Source organism: Actinomyces oris (genome assembly GCF_006546825.1).
Taxonomy (GTDB): Bacteria; Actinomycetota; Actinomycetes; order Actinomycetales; family Actinomycetaceae; genus Actinomyces; species Actinomyces oris.
Window position 1 is genome coordinate 582,423 of the sequence record NZ_VICC01000006.1, and the last position, 17,066, is coordinate 599,488.

The window sequence follows — 17,066 nt, forward strand, 5'->3', positions numbered from 1 at the left end:
TCCTACTCAGCCCTGCTCGATCCTGCTCGTGCCTGCCGGCGGCGCTACTTGCCCGGCTTGGCACCGGTGGGAGTGTCCGCGCCAAGGGCCGCGATGAAGGCCTCCTGAGGCACCTCGACCCGGCCGATGGCCTTCATGCGCTTCTTGCCCTCCTTCTGCTTCTCCAGCAGTTTGCGCTTACGGGTGATGTCACCGCCGTAGCACTTGGCGAGCATGTCCTTGCGCAGGGCCCGGATGGTCTCGCGGGCGATGACGCGGGTGCCGATGGCCGCCTGCACGGGGACCTCGAACTGCTGACGCGGGATGAGGTCCTTGAGACGCTTGGTCATCATGACGCCGTAGGAGTAGGCCGAGTCGCGGTGGACGATGGCGCTGAAGGCGTCCACCTTGTCCCCGTTGAGCAGGATGTCGACCTTGACCAGGTTGGCGTCCTGGGAGCCGTCCGCCTCGTAGTCCAGGGAGGCGTAGCCACGGGTACGCGACTTCAGAGCGTCGAAGAAGTCGAAGACGATCTCCGCCAGTGGCAGCACGTAGTGCATCTCCACGCGGGACTCGGAGAGGTAGTCCATGCCCTGCATGGTGCCGCGACGCGACTGGCACAGCTCCATGACCGTGCCCACGAACTCGCTGGGGGTCAGGATCGTGGCCCGCACCACCGGCTCGGAGACGGAGGAGACCTTGCCCTCGGGGAACTCGCTGGGGTTGGTCACCGTGTGCGTGCTGCGGTCCTCCATCGTCACCTCGTAGACCACGGAGGGTGCGGTGGAGATGATGTCCAGGTTGAACTCGCGCTCCAGGCGCTCGCGGATGATCTCCAGGTGCAGCAGGCCCAGGTAGCCGCAGCGGAAGCCGAAGCCCAGGGCCACGGAGGTCTCCGGCTCGTAGGTCAGGGCGGCGTCGTTGAGCTTGAGCTTGTCCAGGGCGTCGCGCAGGGCCGGGAAGTCCGAGCCGTCCACCGGGAACAGGCCGGAGAAGACCATGGGCTTGGGGTCCTGGTAGCCCGACAGGGGCTCGTCGGCTGGCGCCGCCGCGGAGGTGACCGTGTCACCGACCTTGGACTGGCGCACGTCCTTGACCCCGGTGATGAGGTAGCCGACCTCGCCGGCCCCCAGCCCGGCCGACGGCGTGGGCTCGGGGCTGATGACGCCGATCTCCAGCAGGTCGTGGACGGCCTTGGTGGAGAGCATCTCGATGCGCTCGCGGGGCTTGAGGGCGCCGTCGACGACGCGCACGTAGGTGACCACGCCGCGGTAGGTGTCGTAGACGGAGTCGAAGATCATGGCGCGGGCCGGGGCCTCGGGGTCGCCGTGCGGGGGTGGGACGGTCTCGACGATCCGGTCGAGCAGCTCGGGCACGCCCTGGCCGGTCTTGCCCGAGACCTTGAGGACGTCGTCGACGTCGCAGCCGATGAGGGAGGCGATCTCCTCGGCGTGCTTCTCCGGCTCGGCGGCGGGCAGGTCGATCTTGTTGAGGACCGGGATGATGGTCAGGTCCCCCTCGATGGCCATGTAGAGGTTGGCCAGGGTCTGGGCCTGGATGCCCTGGGCGGCGTCGACCAGGAGGACCGCGCCCTCGCAGGCCGCCAGGGAGCGGTTGACCTCGTAGGAGAAGTCGACGTGCCCGGGGGTGTCGATCATGTTGAGGGCGTAGGCGCGCGTGACGCCGTCGTCACCTTCGATGGCCCAGGGCATGCGCACGGCCTGGGACTTGATGGTGATGCCGCGCTCGCGCTCGATGTCCATGCGGTCCAGGTACTGGGCGCGCATGTCGCGGGGCTGGACGACGCCGGTGGCCTGGAGCATGCGGTCGGCCAGGGTGGACTTGCCGTGGTCGATGTGCGCGATGATGCAGAAGTTACGCAGCCGGGCCTGCTCGGTGGCGGCGGGCTGGACGCTGGTCATCTGCTCTGGTGTGGGGATCGGTGACACGGAGATCGGTTCCTGGCTCTTCCTCATATCCGGCATGGGTCTAGTCCAAGTCTCCCACGACGGCGGCCCGCCGCCCCAGCCCGCCGGGCCAACCCACAGTGTGAGGTGCGGCCACGCGCCGGTTCCCCATGCCTCCCGCGGGCGCAGGCGTAAGCACGGGCATAGGCGAGCCCGCCACCGGGCACCGATCGACTTAGGTTAGCCTTCCTCGCATGCTGGAACGGATCCACTCCCTGCCCTATCCCTGGGTCTTCCTGTTCTTCTGGTGTCTGGCCATGATGCGTTCGCACACCATGTACTGGATCGGCCGGGGCATCACGGCGGGGACCGCGCGCACCCGGTGGGTCTCGCTGCTCGAGTCCCCCGTGTACGCCCGCGCCCAGGCGTGGTCGGCGCGCTGGGGCGTGCTGGCCGTGCCGGTGTCCTTCCTGACCGTCGGCATCCAGAGCGTCATCCAGCTCTCCGCGGGAGTGGCCCGCATGCCGCTGCGCCGCTACGTGGCGGCCACGGCCGCCGGGGCGATCGCCTGGGCCGCCGTCTACACGACTATCGGCATGGCAATCCTGACGGCCTGGCTCACCGGGCCGACAGGGCGTCTCATCTGCCTCCTGATGCTCACGGCCCTGGCGCTCGCCGTGGTCATTCGCCGCAGTCGGGTCATGCGCGCAGGCCGGGGCGGCGGGCGCCGCGAGCGCGTCTGACCCGGGCAGCTCCGTCCCCAGAACCCGCTGGGGAGGCCTCCCCACACTCACCGGTGGGAGTTTTCCGCCGTCTCATGCCAGAATCGTCGCATTCGGGGTTCCTGTGCACTTCCTGTCCCGAGACGTCCCTACCGAAAGCCTCCCCACCATGACCCTCAGCAGAAAACGCGTCCTGCTCATCGTCGTCGCCTCCGTCGCGACAGTCTGTCTCATCGCCGTCGGCCTGGTTCGCGCCGGAGTCCTCGGCGGACACAAAGCCACCGCTGCGGCATCGGCCTCGGCCCACGGCAACGCGGCGAAGGTCACCGAGCCCAGTGACCGCTTCATCATCTCTTACGCCGAGAACTCGGCGGCGGGCAAGGTCATCGCCTCCGCGAAGGCCTACGGAGAGAACGTCCTCAACTCCCTGCCCGCCAAGGACAAGGAGGCGCTGACCGCCGCCGCGGGCAAGTTCTCGGTCAAGCTGGAGAGCGTGACCGCTCACGCCATGAGCACGGCTGCCGTGAAGCTGAGTGACAAGCTCACCGTGGATCAGGTCAAGGAGTTCATCTCCACGCTCGAGGCCGCCGACGGTATCGAGGCCGTCGAGCCCGATCTGCACGTCACCGCCCTGGGCAATACCTCCACCCAGGACAGCAATGTCCCCAACGACCCCTACTTCTCCGAGCAGTGGGACATGACCTCGGGCTCCTACGGGATCAACGCCACCAACGCCTGGTCGCAGTCCACCGGCAAGGGCGTCACGGTCGCCGTCATCGATAACGGCGTCCTGACCGACCACCCGGACCTCGAGGGTCAGCTCCTGCCCGGCTACGACTTCATCTCCGACGCCGAGAGAGCCCGTGACAACGACGGCTACGACGCCGATCCCTACGACGAGGGTGACTGGAACGAACCGGGTGAGTGCCCCGCCCCGAACGGAGCCGATAGGGGCCGGCCGTCGTCCTGGCACGGCTCCCATGTTGCCGGGACCATTGCGGCGCGCACGAACAACGGCGATGGTGTGGCAGGTGTCGCCCCGGACGCCAAGATCGTGCCCGTCCGCGCCCTGGGTCGTTGCGGTGGCGAGAGCGCCAATATCGTCGACGCCATCACCTGGGCCTCGGGCGGCAAGGTCAACGGCGCACCGACCAACAAGAACCCCGCCCAGATCCTCAACTTGAGCCTGGGCGGCGCCCGCGTCTGCCCTCGCTTCTACCAGAAGGCCATCAATGCTGCCGTCGAACGCGGCTCCATCGTCGTGGCGGCCGCCGGCAACAATAATGAGGACGCCAGAAACGCCGCCCCTGCCAGCTGCGAGAACGTCATCACCGTCGGTGCCACGACGAGCACCGGGACCCGCTCGTCCTTCTCGAACTACGGTGACACCGTCGAGATCTCCGCCCCCGGTGGAGACAGCGACAGGAACAGCCCGAAGATCCTGTCCACGACCGATGAGTCGCCGACAGTGCCTCGGAGCATCGGCTACTCCGACATGGTGGGCACCAGTCAGGCGGCTCCCCACGTCTCCGGCACCATCGCGCTGATGCTGTCCGCCAACCCCAATCTGAAGACCACGGAGATCGTCACCATCCTGCAGAACACGGCCACCCCCTTGTCCACGTGCGACCAGAAGTCCTGCGGCGCCGGCATCGTCAACGCGGCCTCCGCCGTCGCCGAGGCGAGCAGCAAGAGCGCCAAACCCAGCAGCAAGCCCAGCGCCACCTCCGGTAGAAGAACCCTCCGCCTGGGCAACTGACACGGACGAGCACCTGAGCCGCACCGATTCCTGTGCACACCACACGACAGGTGCGGGCAGGCGTCTCATCTCCGGCCGACGATTTGGTCACGTCACGACCTCGTTCTACCCTCGGTGCCATGACAGCGTTCCGTGACCGCCAGTGGTGGTGGCTCCCCTCAAGGCGAGCCGCCATCATCCTGACGCGTTAGGACCTTCCGGCTCGCTCACCGCGGGCCCGCCCGACGCATGAGTGAGAGGCCCGCCTGAACCCCGATCTCAGGAAAGAGGCCCCATGTCACCCACCGTGCCAGACTCCGTGCCAGAAACTGCCCCCGAGGCCGCACCGTCAGCCGTCTCGCCCACCGTCTCACCCACTGTGCTGACACGCTCAGTGCGCTACCACGCCGACGGAGGTGCCCTGCTGGAGCAGCTGACTCGCTCCGGTCTGCTGCGCACCACTGCGGGCCCGGCCGCGCAGGGCGGCTCCGTGCGCCCGGTGGACTGCGTCTTGCTGGAGAGCGCCGACATCACGACCAAGGCCTCCCGTACCACGGTCGCCGTCCTGGAGGCCTCGGCCAGGCTGACGTGCTGGGGCGGAACCGTGATGTCTGAGGCGCTGGACGCCGTCGACGGAGGGGGCCCCGGGGCCGATGGTCTGGCGGCTCTGGCGCGTCTTGAGGCGGGGCTGGCCGAGCACGTCACCGACCGCCGCCCCGGCCGGCTGACTCTGACCCTGCCCACGATCTGCGACGACGACCCGACCGTCGAGGAGCGCGAGCGGCTCACCGCCCTGTCCACGATCGAGCCGCTGCGCCTCCTGGCCCGGGCCGAGGTCGACCACCCCCACCTGCCGCTGGAGGCGGGGGCCTTCGCCTTCGACTACCTGTCCACCTTCGAGTCCATGCCCGAGGTGGCCCAGGGCGCCAACACCTGCCCGGACTACCTCTTCTACGACGCGCGCATCATCCTGGTCGTCGACCACCCCACCCAGGAGGCGACCCTGGTGGGGGCCTCGGTCGATGCCGCCGACCTGGAGCGGCGCATGGAGGCGTTGGCCGCTGCCATCGACGGGATCGAGGACCCGGCCGACAGCGCCGACACAGCCGCCAACGCAGCTGCCGACACAGCCATTGAGGCACCGGCCGGTGGCCCCGACTCCCCCGTCCTGCACGCGGTGCCCACCGTCTCCGACGCCGACTTCGAGGCGGTCGTGGAGGAGATGCGCGGATACATCGCCGACGGCGACGTCTACCAGGTGGTGCCCTCGCGCGGCTTCACCATTGACTGCCCCGATGCGCTGGCCGCCTACCACGTGCTGCGCCACGCCAACCCCAGCCCCTACATGTTCTACCTGGCCGCCCCGGACTTCGAGCTCTTCGGCGCCTCCCCGGAGTCGGCGCTGCTGTACTCGGTGCGCAGCGGCCGGGTCGCCATCCGCCCCATCGCCGGGACCCGGCCGCGCGGGCTGCACCCCGACGGCTCGGTGGACCATGAGCGAGACACCCGCTTGGAGCTGGAGCTGCGCACCGACGCCAAGGAGGTCGCCGAGCACGTCATGCTCGTGGACCTGGCCCGTAACGACGTCGCCCGGGTCAGCCGTCCGGGCACCCGCAGTGTGCAGGACCTGCTGCGCGTGGACCGCTACAGCCGGGTGATGCACCTGGTCTCCGAGGTCTCCGGCGAGCTGGCTGAGGACCTCGACGCCCTGGACGCCTTCCGCGCCTCCATGACGATGGGCACCCTCACCGGGGCCCCCAAGCTGCGGGCCGCCGAGCTCATCCGCCAGGCCGAGGGCGTGCGTCGCGGCTCCTACGGCGGCTCGGTGGGGTACATCCGCGGTGACGGGGAGCTGGACACCTGCATCGTCATCCGCTCCGGCTTCGTGTCCGCCGGCACCGCCCTGGTCCAGGCCGGGGCCGGTGTCGTGGCGGCCTCCTCCCCGGCCGCCGAGGCCGCCGAGACCGTCCACAAGGCCCGCGCCGTCCTGGAGGCGGTCGCCGCCGCGCAGGGCGCCGCCCTCGTCATCGACCAGACCAGCAGCCAAACCGACAGCCGGACCGGCAGCCGGACCAGCAAGGAGGCCTGAGCCATGCCCCTCACCAGCAGCCAGAGCACCGCGCAGGCCACCGGGAGTCGTGCCGAGGCATCGGCACCGGCTCGAGTGGTTCTGCTCGACAACCGCGACTCCTTCGTCTACAACCTCGTCGACCAGTTCGCGACCCTCGGCTCCCAGATCGAGGTCTACCGCAACAACGTACCGGCTTCCCGGGTGCTCACCGCCCTGGAGCCCACCGAGGCCGAGCGCCAGGCAGGGCGGCGCCCGGTCCTGTGCCTGTCCCCCGGGCCGGGCTACCCGGCGACGTCGGGCTGCCTCATGGACCTCATCGCCACCGCCCTGGATGAGGCGATCCCCACGCTGGGCATCTGCCTGGGGTTCCAGGCCCTGGTCGAGGCCTGTGGCGGGCGGGTCGCCCCGGTCGGCCCGGTCCACGGCCGCTCCGACCGCCTCGAGGTCACTGAGGCGGGACGCGCGGACGAGGCCTTCGCGGTCCTCGACGGCGGTCCGCTGGACGTGGCCCGCTACCACTCCCTGGGCACGCGCACACTTCCTGAGACACTTGTCAGCCTTGCCCGGACTACCCCGACAGATGAGGACCCAAGCGGAGGCATCGTCATGGCGGCCCGGCACCGGTCGCTGCCCGCGGTCGGGCTGCAGTTCCACCCCGAGTCGATCCTCACCCCGCAGGGCCCGGCCCTGCTCAAGGCCGTCACCACCGGCCTGGCCCGGACCCCCTGAGCCACACCTGCGCCCCGTCGGCCCGCACATACCGACGTCGGAGCCGCCGTTCGGGCAGAATCACCCCCGGGCGCTCGACCAGCCTCAACCACCTGCGAAGGAGCTACAGACCGATGAGTCAGACCAACAGCGCGGCCCCGGCCGCTGCGCAGGCCGCGCCTGCCGCCACGGCGCAGGAGGCGCACGAGCTGCTGCGAGAGGTGGTGCAGGGACGGCGCCTGAGCCGCGAGCAGGCCTCCGCGGTCTTCGCGGCCCTGGGCGCCGGCGAGCTGTCCGAGGTGGAGACGGCGGCGCTGCTGGCGGCGCTGCACACCCGTGGTGAGGAGCCCCAGGAGGTCGCCGGGGCCGCGAGCGCCTTCCGCCAGGTGGCTCGGGACTTCCCGTCGGTGTCCTTCCCGCTGGTGGACGTCGTGGGCACCGGGGGCGACGGCGTGGGCACGATCAACATCTCCACGGGGGCGGGCCTGGTGGCCGCCTCGATGGGGGTCGCGGTGGCCAAGCACGGCAACCGGGCCGTGTCCTCCAAGACGGGGGCGGCCGACGTCATCGCCAAGCTGGGGCTGCCGCTGGATGTGGAGCCGGCCACCGCGGTCGAGCTGTTGGCCCGTGACCACTTCACCTTCCTGTTCGCCCAGGCCTACCACCCGGCGATGCGGCATGTTGCCCCGGTGCGCAAGGCGCTGGCCACACCCACGATTTTCAATGTCCTGGGGCCGCTGGTGAACCCGGCCCACCTGACCTTCCAGCTCATGGGCGTGTGGGACCCGGGCATGCTGGACATGATCGCTGAGGCGATGGTCCAGCTGGGGCGCGAGCGCGCGCTCGTGGTCCACGGCTCGGGCCTGGACGAGATCGCCGTCCACGGGCCCACCCTCATGCGTGAGGCGACGCCCGACGGGGTGCGGGCCTACGAGGTCACGCCCACGGATCTGGGAGTGCCCGCCTACGAGCTGGCCGACCTGCTGGGCGGGGAGCCGGCCGACAACGCCCGCCTGCTGCGCGAGGCCGTCTCGGGCGAGGGACGGCCCGCCCACCGCGACGCCATCGCCGTCAATGCCGGTGCCCTGCTGTACCTCACCGGCCAGGCCGACAGCCTCGCCGACGGCACTGCGGCGGCCTTGGAGCAGATCCTTTCCGGTGGCGTGGCCCGCCACCTGGAGTCCATGACCAAAGCCAGTGACCTCGCCACTGAGACGGCCTGAGGAGAAGCCGTGACCACCCCCGACACCGCCCCCGTCCCCGCCGCGTCACCCGATGGCGCAGGCCCTGGCGAGCGCACCCACCGTGAGCCGGTCGAGGCGCGTCTCATCGCCACAGGCACCGTCCTGGACTCGATCGTCCAGGCACGCCGCGAGCGCATTGATGAGCTGCGCGCCCGTTTCGGGCACCTGAGAGCCGAGGACCTGGAGCACTCCCAGCGCTCCTTCGCGGCCGCCCTGCGCACCCGTAGCGGCCAGGGCCGCAGCCCACAGCCGGCCCTCATCATGGAGTGCAAGGCGGCCTCGCCCTCACGCGGCACCATCCGCTCCAACTACGACCCGGCCTCGCTGGCCGCCCAGTACGCGCCCTACGCGGCCGCGGTCTCAGTGCTCACCGAGCCCGATCGTTTCAACGGCTCCTTCGACGACCTGGCCGCTGTGCGCGAGGTGGTGGACGTGCCCGTCCTGTGCAAGGACTTCATCGTCGATGAGGTCCAGGTGCTGGCGGCTCGCAGCCTGGGGGCGGACGCGGTCCTGCTCATGCTCTCGGTGGTGCCCGACGACGTCTATCGCGAGCTGGCCGAGCTGGCTCACAGCCTGGGCATGGAGGTGCTCACGGAGGTCTCCACGCCTCAGGAGATGCATCGTGCCTCGGCCCTGGGGGCGGAGGTCATCGGCATCAACAACCGCGACCTGCGCACCTTGGACACGGATCTGGCGCGCACCGAGGAGATGGCTCCCCTGGCCCCGGCCGGGGTGGTGCTTGTGGGTGAGTCGGGGGTCGGCGCTCCCGAGGACGTGCGGCGCCTATCGGGCCTGGTGGACGCCCTCCTGGTGGGCTCGTCCCTGTCCGGAGCCCCGGATCCGGCCGAGGCCGCGCGGGAGCTGGCCACCGCGGTACCGCTGCCTCAGGGTGAGGACACGTCGTCGTCGACCCTGGACCGGGACGGCCAGGAGACGGGGCACCACCCGCGCCTGCCGGCCTTCTTCGGCCCCTACGGGGGCCAGTTCGTGCCCGAGCTGCTCATCCCGGCCCTGGACCAGCTCGAGGACGCCTTCATCGACGCCCAGGCCGATCCGGCCTTCGCCGCCGAGCTGGAGACGTTCATGACCCGCTACCTGGGGCGTCCCACGGCGGTCACCGAGCTGCGCAACCTGCCGTTGGAGGGCAACGCCCGCATCCTGCTCAAGCGCGAGGACCTGGTCCATGGTGGCGCTCACAAGGGCAACCAGGTTCTGGGGCAGGCCCTCCTGGCCAAGCGGATGGGTAAGCGGCGCATCATCGCCGAGACCGGCGCCGGCCAGCACGGGACGGCCACCGCCATGGTCTGCGCCCTGCTGGGTCTGGACTGCACCATCTACATGGGTGCCACCGACGTCGTGCGTCAGGCGCCCAATGTCGAGCGCATGGAGCTCATGGGCGCCACGGTGGTCCCGGTGGACAGTGGTGCGGGCACGCTCAAGGACGCCGTCAACGAGGCGCTGCGCGACTGGACGGCCTCCTTCGCCGACACCCACTACCTGCTGGGCACGGCTGCCGGCCCGCACCCCTTCCCCACGATCGTGCGCGAGTACCACCGGGTCATCTCCCGGGAGGCCCGCGCCCAGGTCCTGGGCCTGACGGGGCGGCTGCCGGACTCGGTCATCGCCTGCGTGGGCGGTGGCTCCAACGCGATTGGCATGTTCGCAGAGTTCATCGATGACCCCGGGGTCGAGCTCATCGGGGTTGAGCCGGCCGGTGAGGGTCTGGACACGTCCCGCCACGGCGCCCCCATCAACAAGGGGCTGGTGGGGATCCTCCACGGGGCGCGCAGCTATCTCATGCGGACCTCGGAGGGGCAGGTCGAGGAGTCGTTCTCGGTGTCGGCGGGCCTGGACTACCCGGGTGTGGGTCCCGAGCACGCCTGGCTGTCGGACACCGGCCGGGCCCGCTACGTGGGCATCAGTGACGACGAGGCGATCGAGGCATTCCGCCTGCTGTCGCGCCACGAGGGGATCATCCCCGCGGTGGAGTCGGCCCACGCCCTGGCTCAGGCCCTGGCCATGGCCCGCCAGGTGCCCGACGGCGAGGAGCCCCCGATCCTGCTGGTGTGCCTGTCGGGCCGTGGGGACAAGGATCTCGACCAGGTGCAGGCGAGGCTGGGCGGCTCCTTCTCCACTGACGGCGCCGTGGCCAGGGCCTCGCGCATGGTGGAGCAGATGGGCAAGCGCACCGAATACGCAGGTCTGAACGCCGCCAGGGGCACCAGCCCGGACGCCGGCCCGGATGAGGAGTTCTGAGATGAGTCGTTATCCCGCGATGTTCGCCGCCCTCAGGGAGCGCGGTGAGGGCGCTTTCGTCCCCTTCGTCATGGTCGGTGACCCCGACCCGGACACCAGCGAGGCCGTCATCGAGGCGCTCATCGCCGGTGGAGCCGACGCCCTCGAGCTCGGTGTGCCCTTCACCGACCCGGTCGCCGACGGCCCCACGATCCAGAAGGCGCATGTGCGGGCCCTGGCCGCGGATGTGGGTTTCCAGGACTGCCTGGAGGTGGTTCGGCGGGTGCGCCGGCGCCACCCGTGGCTGCCCATCGGCATGCTCATCTACGGCAACGTGCCCTTCGCCATGGGCCTGGAGCGCTTCTACTCCGAGTGCGCGCAGGCCGGCATCGACTCGGTGCTGCTGCCCGACGTCCCGATCCGCGAGTCGGCCCCCTTCAGCCGGGCCGCCGAGGAGGCCGGTGTCGACGCCGTCTACATCGCCCCGCCGTCGGCCGCGGCCGAGACTCTGGACGCAGTGGCGGCGGCCTCACGCGGTTACGTCTACGCCGTCTCCCGGGTGGGGGTGACCGGCACCGAGCGGGCCTCCTCCACCGTGGGGCTCGCCGAGTCGGTGGAACGCCTGCGCGCCGACGCCGCCGCACCAGTGATGCTGGGCTTCGGCATCTCCACGCCCGAGCAGGTCGCCGAGGCCATCGCAGCCGGTGCCGACGGCGCCATCAGTGGATCGGCCACGGTCAAGATCGTGGAGCGCTACGCCCCCGAGATCGTGGCGGCGACCTCCGCCAGCAACGGCGCAGGCGGTCATGAGGAGCGCCGCCACTACGCGCTCGGAGCGCTGCGCAGTGACCTGGTCACCTTCACCGCCACGATGAAGGAGGCCACGCGCCCGCACTGAACCGGTCACCTGCAGGGTGATGGCTGAGAGTCAGGGGCAGTAACCCCTCTTTACGAGTGACGCGCACCACGTTATATTAACTGGGCAGTCATTTCCGTCCCGGCTACCCCGGAAAAGAGGTTGCTCATGCATCTGCGACAACGACGACCAGCTTCATCCTGGCGACGCTTCACCGGCGTCGCCGCAGCCCTTCCCCTACTCGTCGCCGGCCTACTCACCTCGCCGGCACAGGCCGCCCCCGGCACGGAGAGCGTCATCGCCTCCGGAATCTACAACTCGAGCGGCACCGGCTGCCAGGGTTCGGACACCAGCGCCGACTGCCTCACCTGGGGCCTGCGCGTCCCCTCGACCATCGCACCGAAGAAGGACCTCACCGTCACCATTGAGGCCGACTCCGCCCCCGGTCAGTGGGTGTGGAACTGCCTCGCGAGCGACCGGGTCGCCGGTACGGCATCGTTCTACGACTCCCCGACCGGAAATGGGACCAGGAAGCTGAGCGAGTCAGACCTCAGATACTTCGCGCATCTCTATTACGGAATATACGGGGACAGCGCCGGACAGGTCGACGCCATCACGTGCACCCCGGAGCATCTGAGCATCACCTACAAGATCGATTACCTGGTGCGCTCGGAGGGCTCGTACCTCGATCTGAGCTTTGGAACGACCACGGTGACCCCGGGATCGGGCGAGCACACCTACTCCTTCTCACCGACCGTCACGACCTCCGCAGACAACACCCCTCAGAAGATCACAGCAACCGTGAAGAAGCCTGCTGAGAACGCAGTGCCCCGTTAGAGGCACGGAAGACAGAAGGACGAAGGTCGGGTAGGCGAAAGTCGTCGCCTACCCGACCTTCGTCTTCGCCATCCCTAACGGGAAATAGATCGCACGTGGGGAGTATTCCAACCTTTTGATAATGTCCTTCTTGACGATATATTAATGAGGCAATTGGTTCCCTTCCCGATCCCCTCGGAGAAAGGCGTGCTCGTGCACACCCCACCTTCTCTTCCCGCTGGGCTGCGGCGACGCCTCCTGGGCGTCGCCATGGCTCTTCCCCTGCTCACCGTCGGTGCCGTCGCCGCTCCGGTGAGCGCAGCCGCCCCAACCGCCGCCCCGAGCCCAGGAATCACCGTGGAGGGGCGCTATCATCCCGCCGGCGCCGGCTGTCACGGCTCCGACAGTGCTGAGGGCTGCCTGAGCTGGGGTGTGCGAGTCCCCTCGACCATCGCCCCGAACTCATCGACCACCGTCACCATTGAGGCCGACTCCGTGCCGGGTCAGTGGACCTGGTCCTGTCCCTCTCCGGACGGTGACAGGGTGGCCGGGACCAGTGCCTTCTACATCGACGGTGGCAAGGGCGAGCCCGTTTCGAAGCTGGCCGACTCCGGCCTGGGTTTCTTCGACCACCTGTACTACAACCAGCACGGGGACAGCGCCGGCTCGGTCACAGCCGCTTCCTGTACCCCTGAGCACCTGAGCCTGACCTATGAGGTCAACTTCGGCGCCGCCCGGGACCAGAGCTCCTATCTCGACCTGGACCTGGGGACCACGGTGGTGGCGCCCGGCGCGGACGCACGCAGCTACACCTTCAGCCCGAAGATCACGACCTCCACGGGCAGCCTGGTTCTCACGCCCAACGCGACAGCCAAGAAGCCGGCTGCCAGCGCGGCTCACGCCACCGTGTCCACCAAGGAGGTAGCGGTTGACGGCGCCGCCAAGGACACCTCCCGCTTCACCATGACGGCGAGGAACGACTCCACCACACCCCTGTCCGACTTCACCATCTCCGCCTCCCGGACCAGAGGACAGGCCCAGGTGACCGCCCTGACCTGCGACCTGACGTCTTTCGGAGGCAAGGTCGTCTCCGCCACGGGACCGGCCGAGAACCTCTCCGTCTCCAGCGGTACAGCGAAGGTCCCCCAGGGCAAGGAGATCACCTGCCAGGTCGACCTGAGCGGCGTCACGGGACGCAACACGGTCAAGGCCGCCCTCACCACCGGCGGACAGACCTTCTCCAGTGACTACACCAAGGACCGGCCGGTGGTTGAGGTGGAGACTCATCCCACGGATCTCCTGGTCGAGGCCGCCCCCACCGGCACCTACGAGGTCGAGGTCGGCTACAGCGTCACCTTCACCAACAACACCGACGCCGTGGGACAGACCTCCAATATCGTCCTGCATCCCCCGGTCCCGGCCGGCTTCACCCTCAAGTACGTGTGGGGCAGTGGTGTCCCGTGGTGGATCAGCCCGGACGACTACGCGCTCCAGCCCGATGGCTCCATGCCCCTGTCCACAGGCGACACCCTGTACGCCCACTCGTCGACCATGATGACCTTCACCTCCTTCTACGAGGTCAATGCCGCGGCGGTCACCGAGGAGACCTGGAAGGCCCTGAGCACCTGCGATCCCAAGGACCCCTCCAAGGGACTGACCACTCAGATCGACGTCGTCGGCAGCGACGGGGTTGAGCCCGGCACCTACTCGGCCTGCACCGTCGTGACGCGCACGAAGAACTGAGCACGAGCTCAGGTCGATCAGCCCGCCTGGATGAAGGTCGGATAGGTGAGCACCTCGCCTATCCGACCTTCATATGGCTTTCTCCCACAACGGGAATCAACACAGTAAGAAGCACTCCGCCACCCCGAATTCACCCTCCCCAGCAGCCCGTTGAAGACGCGATTCGTTCCTTACTCCATTCACCTCACTGAAAGGCATGCTCATGCACTTCCCATCCTCCCCACCCTCTCGTCCCTGGCGGCGCCTCCTGCGCATCGCCCTGGCTCTTCCCCTGCTCGCCGCCGCAGCCGTCGCAGCCCCAGCCTCCGCTGATACCGACATCACTGTGGAGGGGCTTTACCACACGGCCGGCGTCGGCTGCCACGGCTCCGGCAATGCCAATGGCTGCCTGAGCTGGAGGGTTCGCATTCCATCGACCATCGCCCCGAAGAGCTCCACGAATGTCACCATTGAGGCCGACTCCGTGCCGGGCCAGTGGACCTGGTCCTGCCCCTCCCAGAGCGGTGACGAGGTGACCGGGACGAGCTCCTTCTACATCGACAACGGCGGCGGCGAGCCCCCGGCCTTGGAGGCGGAATCCGAGCTGAGCTCCATCTCCGAGCTGTACAACCCACTGCTGAACGAGTCCATCGGCTCGGTCAGAGCCGTTTCCTGCACTCCTGAGCACCTGAGCCTGACCTATGAGGTTAACTTCTACACCTACTGGGACAAGAGCAGCTACTTCGACCTGGACCTGGGGACCACGGTGGCGGCTCCCGGTGCGGACGCGCGCAGCTACCATTTCGCGCCCACGATCGAGGTCTCGACGCGCAACGCGGTTCTTCGGCCCACTGTCACGGCGAACAAGCCGGCCGCCAGCGAGGCTCACGCCACCGTGTCCACCAAGGAGGTAGCGGTTGACGGCGCCGCCAAGGACACCTCCCGCTTCACCATGACGGCGAGGAACGACTCCACCACGCCCCTGTCCGACTTCACCATCTCCGCCTCCCGGTCCAGAGGACAGGCCCAGGTGACCGCCCTGACCTGCGACCTGACCGCCTTCGGAGGCAAGGTCGTCTCCGCCACGGGACCGGCCGAGAACCTCTCCGTCTCCAGCGGTACAGCGAAGGTCCCCCAGGGCAAGGAGATCACCTGCCAGGTCGACCTGACCGGCGTCGTGGGGCGCAACCGGGTCAAAGCCGCGCTGACCACCGGCAACCAGACCTTCTCCAGTGACTACACCAAGGACCGGCCGGTGGTTGAGGTGGAGACTCATCCCACGGATCTCCTGGTCGAGGCCGCCCCCACCGGCACCTACGAGGTCGAGGTCGGCTACACCATCACCTTCACCAACACCACCGACGCCGGGGGAAGCAGCTCCGATATCGTCCTGCGCCCCCGGATCCCCTCCGGTTTCACCCTCAAGAGCGTCACGGGTACCGGCACCCCGCGGTGGGTCGGCCCGAACAACTACGTCCTCCAGGATGACGGCTCCATGCCCCTGCCCACCAGTAACAGCCTGGATGCCAACTCATCAGCCACGATGACCTTCACCAGCACCTACCAGGTCAACGCCGAGGCGGTCACCGCTGACACCTGGAATGCCCTGGCCACCTGCAACCCCCAGGACCCCTCCCAGGGACTGACCATGCAGATCGACGTCGCCGGCAGCTACGGCGGCACCGAGGCCGGGACCCACACGCTCTGCACCCCCGTGACGCGTACTGGGAACTAGTACCTCCACGACGTGAGACTTGCGGGCGCACCGCACCATCACCCCATTCGCCAGCGCCACCAGTGATCCTCCCCTCCCGCATGAGGGAGCAGGACCACCGGTGGCGCTGGTCGCCGTCGTGAGCCTGCGGCAGCCGGCGCGTCCCGCCCGGCGGTAGGGTGACGCCCATGGCCAGCCTTCTCAACCGGATCCTCACCCTGCTCGGACGCGCTGCCTCCGACGCCGTCAGCGACGCCCTTTCCCAGAAGTCCTCGACGCCGTCCGGCACGTCGGAGAGCAGGCCATCCGGTTCGGCCGAGACCGTGCAGTCCCGCGCCCCCAAGTCATCGGCGGCGAAGCCGGCACCGACCCGGCCCCGCTCCCATGACAGCGATGCCGGGGCGGGTGCGACAGCCCCCTCGTCGCGAGGCGTCAGCGTCTACGACGTCTCCGCCCTGGGGCTGCCCGACTTCAGCTACTCCCCCGACCCGGACGGCGACGCCGACCCCGGTGAGGTGGTGTGGGCCTGGGTTCCCTTCGAGGAGGATCCCGCTCAGGGCAAAGACCGGCCCGTCCTGGTTTTGGCTCGCCACGAGAGCCGCCTGGTCGTGGCCCAGATGACGAGCAAGGACCACGACCGCGACGCCGCCCAGGAGGCGCGCTGGGGCCGCTTCTGGTACGACGTCGGCACTGGCGACTGGGACCGGCAGGACCGTCCCAGTGAGGTGCGCCTGGACCGCCTGCTCCTGGTGGAGCCGACCTCCGTGCGCCGCGAGGGGGCCACGATGAACCGCGAGGTCTTCGACGGCGTCGTGGCCGCCCTGCGCCACCACCACTCCTGATCGCCTCCGCAGCACCGCCTGGTCGCGGAGGCTCGTGGGGCGATGCACCTCACGCCTGGAGGCCGCTTCGTGCCTGGGGGCATGGGGATCCTGAATGATACAGTCGCCTACTGGACCTCTGGCCTGGCCGGCTGCGGGGTCCGGCGACCGGGTCAGCCAGGTGCCCCACCACCTCATGTCAACCCGTGGCGCGAACCCTCTCTCCGGCCATTGACCAATCAGACGCGAGAAAGTTTCACCGTGGCGAACATCAAGTCCCAGATCAAGCGCATCAAGACCAACGAGAAGGCCCGCCTGCGCAACAAGTCCGTCAAGTCCGAGCTCAAGACCTACGTGCGCCGCGTGCGCGAGGCCGTCGAGGCCGGCGACAAGGACGCCGCGCTCGAGCACCTCAAGGCCGCCTCCCGCAAGCTGGACAAGGCCGTCTCCAAGGGCGTCATCCACAAGAACCAGGCCGCCAACCGCAAGTCCAAGCTCGCCAAGCGCGTCGCCTCCCTCTGAGGCCACCGCAG

Annotated in this window: 13 protein-coding genes; 12 read left to right on the plus strand and 1 reads right to left on the minus strand. The window is 69.0% G+C overall.

Features of this window, described 5'->3' with window-relative positions; translation table 11 throughout:
* Nucleotides 1-44: 44 nt before the first annotated feature.
* Entirely contained in the window at nucleotides 45-1,964 is a 1,920-nt protein-coding gene (lepA, locus tag FK267_RS09945; RefSeq protein ID WP_051349153.1) for a translation elongation factor 4, read from the minus strand.
* A gap of 176 nt (nucleotides 1,965-2,140) precedes the next feature.
* On the opposite strand from lepA, the gene FK267_RS09950 reads away from it, so the two are divergent.
* The 12 genes from FK267_RS09950 (at nucleotide 2,141) to rpsT (ending at nucleotide 17,055) form a co-directional block, all read left to right on the plus strand.
* Entirely contained in the window at nucleotides 2,141-2,629 is a 489-nt protein-coding gene (locus FK267_RS09950) for a VTT domain-containing protein (RefSeq protein WP_075378184.1), read from the plus strand.
* A 148-nt stretch (nucleotides 2,630-2,777) separates the two neighbouring features.
* Complete coding sequence (locus tag FK267_RS09955; RefSeq protein ID WP_141407067.1) at nucleotides 2,778-4,367, plus strand: S8 family peptidase; 1,590 nt, start codon at nucleotides 2,778-2,780, stop codon at nucleotides 4,365-4,367.
* 274 nt (nucleotides 4,368-4,641) lie between these two features.
* The gene (locus FK267_RS09960; protein ID WP_141407068.1) at nucleotides 4,642-6,435 is read left to right on the plus strand and encodes an anthranilate synthase component 1; all 1,794 of its coding nucleotides are present in this window, start codon (nucleotides 4,642-4,644) and stop codon (nucleotides 6,433-6,435) included.
* Nucleotides 6,436-6,438: 3 nt separating this feature from the next.
* Nucleotides 6,439-7,146 carry an anthranilate synthase component II gene (locus tag FK267_RS09965; RefSeq protein ID WP_198498160.1) on the plus strand — a complete coding sequence of 236 codons (708 nt, stop codon included), beginning with the start codon at nucleotides 6,439-6,441 and terminating at the stop codon, nucleotides 7,144-7,146.
* Nucleotides 7,147-7,259: 113 nt separating this feature from the next.
* Nucleotides 7,260-8,348 (plus strand): anthranilate phosphoribosyltransferase, encoded by a 1,089-nt coding sequence (gene trpD, locus FK267_RS09970; RefSeq protein WP_141407069.1) that lies wholly within the window; start codon nucleotides 7,260-7,262, stop codon nucleotides 8,346-8,348.
* A gap of 9 nt (nucleotides 8,349-8,357) precedes the next feature.
* Entirely contained in the window at nucleotides 8,358-10,625 is a 2,268-nt protein-coding gene (trpB, locus tag FK267_RS09975; protein WP_141407070.1) for a tryptophan synthase subunit beta, read from the plus strand.
* Between the two features lies 1 nt (nucleotide 10,626).
* Nucleotides 10,627-11,502 carry a tryptophan synthase subunit alpha gene (gene trpA, locus FK267_RS09980; protein ID WP_141407071.1) on the plus strand — a complete coding sequence of 292 codons (876 nt, stop codon included), beginning with the start codon at nucleotides 10,627-10,629 and terminating at the stop codon, nucleotides 11,500-11,502.
* A gap of 126 nt (nucleotides 11,503-11,628) precedes the next feature.
* Entirely contained in the window at nucleotides 11,629-12,297 is a 669-nt protein-coding gene (locus tag FK267_RS09985; RefSeq protein WP_075378190.1) for a hypothetical protein, read from the plus strand.
* 144 nt (nucleotides 12,298-12,441) lie between these two features.
* Nucleotides 12,442-14,019: a hypothetical protein gene (locus tag FK267_RS09990; protein ID WP_141407072.1), complete on the plus strand. Its 1,578-nt coding sequence runs from the start codon at nucleotides 12,442-12,444 to the stop codon at nucleotides 14,017-14,019.
* 202 nt (nucleotides 14,020-14,221) lie between these two features.
* A complete protein-coding gene (locus tag FK267_RS09995) occupies nucleotides 14,222-15,733 on the plus strand; it encodes a hypothetical protein (protein WP_141407073.1) in 1,512 nt (503 codons plus the stop codon).
* Between the two features lie 167 nt (nucleotides 15,734-15,900).
* Nucleotides 15,901-16,554 carry a type II toxin-antitoxin system PemK/MazF family toxin gene (locus tag FK267_RS10000; RefSeq protein ID WP_141407074.1) on the plus strand — a complete coding sequence of 218 codons (654 nt, stop codon included), beginning with the start codon at nucleotides 15,901-15,903 and terminating at the stop codon, nucleotides 16,552-16,554.
* A 240-nt stretch (nucleotides 16,555-16,794) separates the two neighbouring features.
* The gene (gene rpsT / locus FK267_RS10005; RefSeq protein WP_009396927.1) at nucleotides 16,795-17,055 is read left to right on the plus strand and encodes a 30S ribosomal protein S20; all 261 of its coding nucleotides are present in this window, start codon (nucleotides 16,795-16,797) and stop codon (nucleotides 17,053-17,055) included.
* Nucleotides 17,056-17,066 lie beyond the last annotated feature (11 nt).